The sequence below is a fragment of the Alcanivorax sp. HI0044 genome, from assembly GCF_001634945.1.
In genome coordinates this window covers 1-756 of record NZ_LWEZ01000243.1, presented here as the reverse complement: position 1 = coordinate 756, position 756 = coordinate 1, and the positions used below count along the sequence as shown (strand labels likewise).

Genomic DNA, 756 nt, shown 5'->3' with positions numbered 1-756 from the left:
CCTGGCGGTGGTCGAACCCTATTCTGCCGGTATGGGCGGGGGCGGCTTCTGGCTGCTGCACCGGGAACAGGACGGTTTACAGACCTTTGTAGACGCACGCGAAACCGCCCCCGGTGCCGCCACGGCCACCATGTATCAGGACAAGGATGGCAAGGTGATGCGCGACTGGGCGGTAAACGGTCCCAGCGCCGCCGGCATCCCTGGCCAGGCCGCCGCCTTCGCCCATCTCGCGGACAAGTACGGCAAACTTCCCCTCACTGCCACTCTGGCCCCGGCCATTGCACTGGCCGAGAAAGGCTTCCGCGTAGAGGAGCATTACCGCAAGCTGGCCGGTTACCGCGAAGACGTGCTCAACCGTTTCCCGGAAGCCGCTGCCATCTTCCTGCATAACGGCAAGGTGCCCCCCAACAACCACCTGATCAGGCAACCGGATCTGGCCCGGGTACTCACTGCCATCGCTGAACAGGGCAAGGCCGGTTTCTATCAGGGTGACGTGGCCAAACAGCTGGTGGACGGCGTGCAGCAGGCCGGCGGCATCTGGACCCTGGACGATCTGGCCGACTACACCGTGGTGGAACGCTCGCCCACCGTCAGCCAGTTCCGGGGCGGCCGGGTTATCTCCGCACCGCCGCCGTCCTCCGGCGGCATCGTCATGGGCGAAGCACTGAATATCCTCAGTCAGTTCAACGCCGGTGATACCGGCGACATGACCCCGCACCTGGCCATCGAAGCCATGCGCCGCGCCTACCAGGACCG

General features: G+C 65.3%; 1 protein-coding gene. It reads left to right on the top strand.

Annotation, left to right across the window (positions count from 1 at the left end; genetic code table 11):
• On the top strand, positions 1–756 hold a 756-nt coding region (locus tag A3730_RS03115), incomplete at both ends, for a gamma-glutamyltransferase (protein WP_197477250.1).